The organism is Paraburkholderia sp. CNPSo 3076, from assembly GCF_026343935.1.
Taxonomy (GTDB): domain Bacteria; phylum Pseudomonadota; class Gammaproteobacteria; order Burkholderiales; family Burkholderiaceae; genus Paraburkholderia; species Paraburkholderia nodosa.
The window spans coordinates 79,335-85,444 of the sequence record NZ_JAPMAL010000034.1 but is presented as its reverse complement, the minus strand read 5'-3'; the positions used below and the strand labels follow the sequence as shown (position 1 = coordinate 85,444).

The 6,110-nt window shown below is 57.1% G+C and carries 4 protein-coding genes and 1 pseudogene; 1 reads left to right on the top strand and 4 read right to left on the bottom strand.

Going from position 1 to position 6,110, the window contains the following annotated elements; translation table 11 throughout:
* Nucleotides 1-241: DDE-type integrase/transposase/recombinase (locus M3A49_RS32950; protein WP_266232700.1), on the top strand; the 241-nt coding region annotated here is incomplete at its 5' end.
* A gap of 204 nt (nt 242-445) precedes the next feature.
* On the opposite strand, the pseudogene M3A49_RS32945 reads toward M3A49_RS32950, so the two are convergent.
* The 4 genes and pseudogenes from M3A49_RS32945 to M3A49_RS32930 form a co-directional block, all read right to left on the bottom strand.
* A pseudogene (locus M3A49_RS32945) lies at nt 446-1,395 on the bottom strand (branched-chain amino acid ABC transporter permease).
* A gap of 345 nt (nt 1,396-1,740) precedes the next feature.
* Nucleotides 1,741-2,886: a branched-chain amino acid ABC transporter substrate-binding protein gene (locus M3A49_RS32940; protein ID WP_266232704.1), complete on the bottom strand. Its 1,146-nt coding sequence runs from the start codon at nt 2,884-2,886 to the stop codon at nt 1,741-1,743.
* A 326-nt stretch (nt 2,887-3,212) separates the two neighbouring features.
* Nucleotides 3,213-4,517, bottom strand: coding sequence for a M20 family metallo-hydrolase (locus M3A49_RS32935; protein WP_266232699.1), 1,305 nt, complete (start codon nt 4,515-4,517; stop codon nt 3,213-3,215).
* A gap of 72 nt (nt 4,518-4,589) precedes the next feature.
* Nucleotides 4,590-6,098 (bottom strand): aldehyde dehydrogenase, encoded by a 1,509-nt coding sequence (locus M3A49_RS32930; RefSeq protein WP_266232698.1) that lies wholly within the window; start codon nt 6,096-6,098, stop codon nt 4,590-4,592.
* Nucleotides 6,099-6,110: the final 12 nt, after the last annotated feature.

Below are 6,110 nucleotides of genomic sequence, written 5' to 3'. Positions count from 1 at the left end.
GCCTGAGGACACGAAGGTCCGATCCTCGAAATATCTCAATAATCTGGTCGAGCAGGACCACCGCAACATCAAGTCCCGGACGAAAGTCATGCTCGGCTTCAAACGTTTCAGGAACGCAGCGATCACGCTCTCTGGTATTGAGTTGGTACATCGCATTCGCAAGGGCCAATTCGGCCTCGCGAAGCTCGGCCTCAAAGATACCACGGCGCCCGCAGTCTGGGAGGCCGTCCTGTCTGCTTGATGAGGTATCCTCTATATAACAACAATCTCGTACAGACCGCCTATTTGCACCAGAGCCCTCCGTACAGTCGTTTGATGCTGAGGTCCCGTTGCAGGCTCGCAAATCAACGTTTTCCGCGGGCCGCGCACGTCAGTCGATTCTTAAAGGCGCGCGCGCACTGCTGGCGAGTCGAATACGCCTCACTCACGACGTGGAGTCCCTGGCTCATGCACGATCAGCCACGCGTTCGCCGAGGAGACCCGACGGACGGAACACCAGCACGATGATGAGCACGATGAATGCAAACACATCCTGATAGTTACTGCCGAATATTCCGCCGGCAGGTTCCCGATGTATCCGGCACCCAGCTGTTCTATCAAGCCGAGAATCACGCCCCCCACCATTGCGCCACCGAGGTTGCCGATACCGCCCAGCACTGCTGCGGTGAACGCCTTCATGCCAGGGATGAAGCCCATGTAGAAGTGAGCATTGCCGTACTCCGACGCGATCATCACGCCCGCCAAGGCAGCCAGAGCCGAACCGATCATGAAGGTTGCCGAGATCACGAAGTTCGGATTCACTCCCATTAGCGAGGCGACACCTTGGTTTTCGGCGATCGCGCGCATCGCGCGGCCGAGCTTGGTCTTGTGCACAAGAAGCAGAAGGCCGGACATCACGACAAACGCGACAGCGATGATGACGATTTCCGTCATCGATATCACGGCGCCCGTTGTTGTGTCGGTCGCCTTGATCACGTTGAGCGGATCGGTCGGGAGAAGCTGCGGAAACGGCAACGGGTTGCGCGACCAGATCATCATCGCTAGGGTCTGCAGCAAGATCGACACCCCGATCGCGGTGATCAAGGGGGCAAGGCGCGGCGCCTTGCGCAATGGCCGATAAGCCACTCGCTCTATCGTGTAACCGACTCCCGCACATACGACTGCCGCAATTACCAGGGCGATACACAGCGTCGGCACATTGCCGAGGCCTGGGAAATGGTTCTCCAGCACACTGATCGCCGACAGTGCGACCATCGCGCCCACCATCAGCACATCGCCGTGCGCGAAGTTGATGATGCCGAGAATGCCGTACACCATCGTATAGCCCAGTGCGATGATGGCGTAGACGCTGCCAAGCACAAGTCCGTTGAGGATTTGTTGAATAAAAATATCCATTTTGCGCAGAGTTCGAACGAATAACGCACACGCAAGAATGACGCTCGTCATCGGCAGGCGACCCGATGACGAGCACTGCATGAGTTTTCAGGTGTCCCTAGCGCTAAGTCGCCGGATCTGCGCCGAAACGGCGTCTGATGCCTGGGGCGACAGCTGTAGCGGGGCGTGGATGAATCGGTGACCTGAACTGAGAGATATCTCTTGTCGTTTGCCGTGAGATCATGCAGTGAACGCGATGTGCCGCACACCCTGCTGGTATCTCATCTTTTGCGCCGGTCGGATCGCGCCCCCCCCCGAACGGGGGGGCGCGTAACGCCCCCTCTTACGCCCTTTTCAAGAGGTCGTTCACATCCGAACCGAATCCAGAAGCGTGCGATTCCCGTCGACGTAGTGATAGAGGGAGATCACTGGATTCTTGATATCGCCGTGTTGATCGAACTGCGTACGGCCAAGTACACCCACGTAGTTCGTACCCTGCATTTCGGCGGAGATTTTCTGAGGGTCGGTAGAGTTGGCGCGCTTCATCGCGTCGACGATGATATAGACGGCGTCGTAGGCGAACGGCGAATATGTCTGAATAGGTACATGGAAGCGTTCGGTATATTTCTTCTCGAACGCGGTGCCGCGCGGCATCTTTTCGAGTGCCATCCCGGCTTCCGAGCAGATCACCTGGCTGATACCCTTGCCGGCCAAATCGACAAGCTTGCCCGTACAGACACCGTCACCAGCCAGCACGGGAACCGTGATGCCCAGCTGTTGCGCCTGTCTGACGAACGGGCCACCCGTCGCATCCTGACCGCCATACATGATTGCGTCCGGTTTCTCGCCCTTGATCTTCGTCAGGATTGCCCTGAAATCGATCGTCTTGTCCGTACTGGCATCTCGCGAGATCAGCTTGATACCTTGCGATCGAGCAGCATCAGCGAACTGATTGGCAAGACCTTGTCCATACGCGGTTGCGTCATCGACAATAGCTATCGTCTTGATGTGAAGGTTTTTCAATGCATAGGTCGCGAGCGCTGGTCCCTGCTGTGCATCCGTTGCCACCATTCGGTAAGCGGTTTTGAAACCCTGCTGGGTATACGTCGGATTGGTTGCAGAGGGTGAAATCTGCACAATCCCCGCGTCGCTATAAATCTTGGAAGCGGGAATTGTAGTCCCCGAAGTCAGGTGACCGATGACCGCAACAACCTTGTCGTCAACAAGCTTCTGCGCAACCTGCGTGGCGGTTCTGGGATCACCCGCGTCGTCTTCGGCCTCCAGTTGTAGAACCACATTCTTCCCGCCCACAACCAGATGCGAGGCATTGATTTCCTCAATGGCGAGGCGCGCTCCATTCTCGGTGTCCTTGCCCAGATGAGCGATGCCTCCTGTCAACGGCGCAACGTGGCCAATCTTGACTACCTCGTCTGCATTGGCGGTCACTGCCGCGCAGGCGACGATAGTCGCGACAGCGATTATGGTATTGGAACGACGCATCTCCATCACGATTTCCTCTTCAGTTACTTCGTTATGCGAATCAATTTAATGATAAGTATCTGCAACTACGTAGATCAGGAAAGCATCAGCGTCCATAAAAGCTGTGCCTCAACAGGGTCCGGCAACGCGTCGACCCCTACTCAGTCGACAGACGCTGTAATTCAGGCAACGCAAGTGTCGGTGGTCAATTTGTTGATGTCAAGACACTTTCCTATTCGGACTTACCCTTTCTTTTAAGACAAATCACTTTTCACATGACTCTCAAAACCAGCCCTCTTTCATATCAAATAGGAATACGAATTAAATACTCCACGAAATGATAGTCCGTTTCGTGCGACTCAGTGCCCCAGAGACTGCGAAGGCACGTTGCGGTCGTCTTCCGGCGCCGTGGCGCCTCGCTGATTCACACTTTGATCGGCCAGGGAGACAAGCGTCCGGAGCAGCACATTTGCGCCCGCCGCGAGGTCATCTGGTGCGGTCCACTCATCTTCGTGATGACTTATTCCCAATCGGGAAGGCACAAAGATCATTCCTGTCGGCGCTACCTTTGACAATCGACAAGCGTCGTGCATCGCCCCGCTGGTCATTCGCATCGCCGGATAACCTACGCTTTGGGTTATAGCCGCAACCGTCTCAACGATGCAGGTATCAAATTCAATAGGAGGTACGACCATCGTCCTGCGCATAGTCGTCTCTACGCCCTCTTCGACGCCGATGACGTGTGCCTTTGCGGCCAGCACGTTTTCGATTCGATCCAGCAGGCCTGCACTCTGGTGACGCAGGTCGATCGAGAAGGACGAGAACCCTGGGACAGTGTTCGGCGAACCCGGCCGCACAGAAACACGCCCGACGGTAAATCGGATTTCTGGGTCGATCGACAGCACTTCTTGACGCATACTTTGCGTGATTCGCGCGAGTGCCATGAAGCTATCCTGTCGGGCTGCCATCGGCGTGGTCCCCGCGTGCCGATCACTGCCTTGCAATTCAACTTCATACCACCGAACTCCCTGCACTCCCTCTACGACGCCGATAGTGCGTTCGTATTGCTCCAGAACCGGCCCTTGCTCTATATGCAGTTCGACATACGCGATCGGGTCGAGTGCACGACGCGAAAACGTTCCCGCGTAGCCAATTCGGGCCAGTTCATCGCCAAATCGTGCGCCATCCGGGGCGACGATGGCTCGGGCAAGCGAAAGATCGAGGTCGCCCACATACCCGCTCGAACCGGTCAGCCCAGGAGAGAATCGTGCGCCCTCCTCGTTCGTCCAGTTCACCACCGCGATTGCCCGCTCAGTGCAAATGTTGTGGTCATTGAGCGTACGAATCACCTCAAGTCCGGCAAGTACCCCGTAGATTCCATCCAGGCGGCCTCCATTGGGCTGTGTATCCAGATGACTGCCCGTCAGCACCACCGAACTATTGAGGCGACTGCCTGCCCGAATCGCGAAAATGTTTCCGAAGGCATCCACATGCACGCTGCAGCCCGCCTCGCGGCACCAAGTGACAAACTGGTCCCTACCGAGCTTGTCTTCATCCGTCAAGGAGATGCGGCAGCACCCACCGTTGTCCTTGGCGCCGATTCCCGCCATCGCGTCGATGGTTGCCTGGAGCCGTTCCAGATTGATTTTCGGAAGGGAATTCATGCGTAAATCGTCCGATTCAAGTCGTTACCTCATCTGGCACAATGGAGGCCCAGATGAGGCAACATCAGTTCGTCAGGAATTCAGGTCGAACCACGTCGTCTTAAGAGCCGTGTACTTGTCGAAGGCATGCAACGACAGATCTCGACCGATCCCCGACTGCTTGAAACCGCCGAAGGGCGTCATCACACTAACCTGATCGACTGCATTCACGGATACGGTGCCAGCGCGCAGAAGCGCCGCGACACGGTGGGCCCGCTTCAGATTGTCAGTCCATACAGATGCACCGAGCCCATAGATCGAATCGTTCGCAATACGGACAGCCTCTTCTTCCGTCTCGAATTCGATCAGACCGAGAACGGGGCCGAATACCTCCTCCTTGGCGAGGGTATCTGACGGCTTCACACCGTCAAAGATCGTCGGGAACAAGAAACAGCCATTGTTCGATTCCGTGCTGCGCTCCCCACCCGTCAACAGGCGGTTTTGATTTTTCCCGATGCCGATATAGCGCAAGACTTTTTGAGTCTGCTCTTCGTCGACCATCGCTCCCATCGTCGATGCCGGATCCAGCGGATCACCGGGACGGTAGTTATCAGCCGCCTCCAGAAGAGCGGCAACAAACTGCGCCTTGACGCTACGCTGAACCAGCACGCGCGAAGTTGCGGAACACACCTCTCCCTGATTGAAGAAGATTCCCCGCGCAGCCGCCCGGGCGGCCGCTTTCACGTCGGCGCAATCTTCAAAAACAAGCAGAGGACTCTTGCCGCCGCACTCGAGCCAGACCTGCTTCATGTTCGAGTTTCCAGAATAGCCCAGGAACAGCTTTCCAACTTCGGTCGAACCCGTGAAAGCAACACAATCGATGTCTGGATGCAATCCGATTGCCCGGCCAGCGGTCTGACCAAACCCCGGCAGGACGTTGAACACGCCCGCAGGCACGCCCGCCTGGGCGGCCAGCTCGGCGAGCTTCAGCGCCGTCAGGGGTGACTGCTCCGCTGGCTTGAGAATGACGCTGTTTCCGGCAGCCAGCGCGGGTGCACATTTCCATGCCGCCATCTTTAGCGGAAAATTCCAAGGCACCACGGCGCCAACCACTCCGACCGCCTCGCGACGGATAGTGGCGAGTGTGCCGTCACCGGTCGGAGCGACTTCGTCATAGACCTTGTCAAGAGCCTCGGCGAACCACTGGAAAACTTCTGCCGATCCGGGTACATCGAGAGTCGCGGCATCGACGACCAGTTTGCCCATGTCAAGCGATTCCAGCACCGCGAGTTCATCGCGATGCTCCAGAATGAGTTGACTCAAGCGCAGGAGAACCCGCTTGCGTTCTGCCGGCGCAACTCGGGACCATACTCCACGATAGAAGGCCTCGCGAGCGGCTTCGACGGCGCGGTCAACGTCGTGGGTATCGCACGAGGCAATCGAGGCCAGAACGGCTCCTGTTGCCGGATTAACCGAGTCGAACGTTTCGCCGGAAATCGCGTTGACGAACTTGCCGTCAATGAATGCCTGCGTCGGGAACTTGATGCGACCGGCGAGTGCTTTCCAGTCCTCGGCCGATTGAGAGAATTGGGGGCTCTGCATTTTGACAGGTGT

Excerpts from the sequence above, each read along its gene's own strand:
- M3A49_RS32935 (WP_266232699.1), bottom strand. The coding sequence starts at position 4,517 with ATGAATTCCCTTCCGAAAATCAATCTGGAACGGCTCCAGGCAACCATC.
- M3A49_RS32930 (WP_266232698.1), bottom strand. The coding sequence starts at position 6,098 with ATGCAGAGCCCCCAATTCTCTCAATCGGCCGAGGACTGGAAAGCACTC.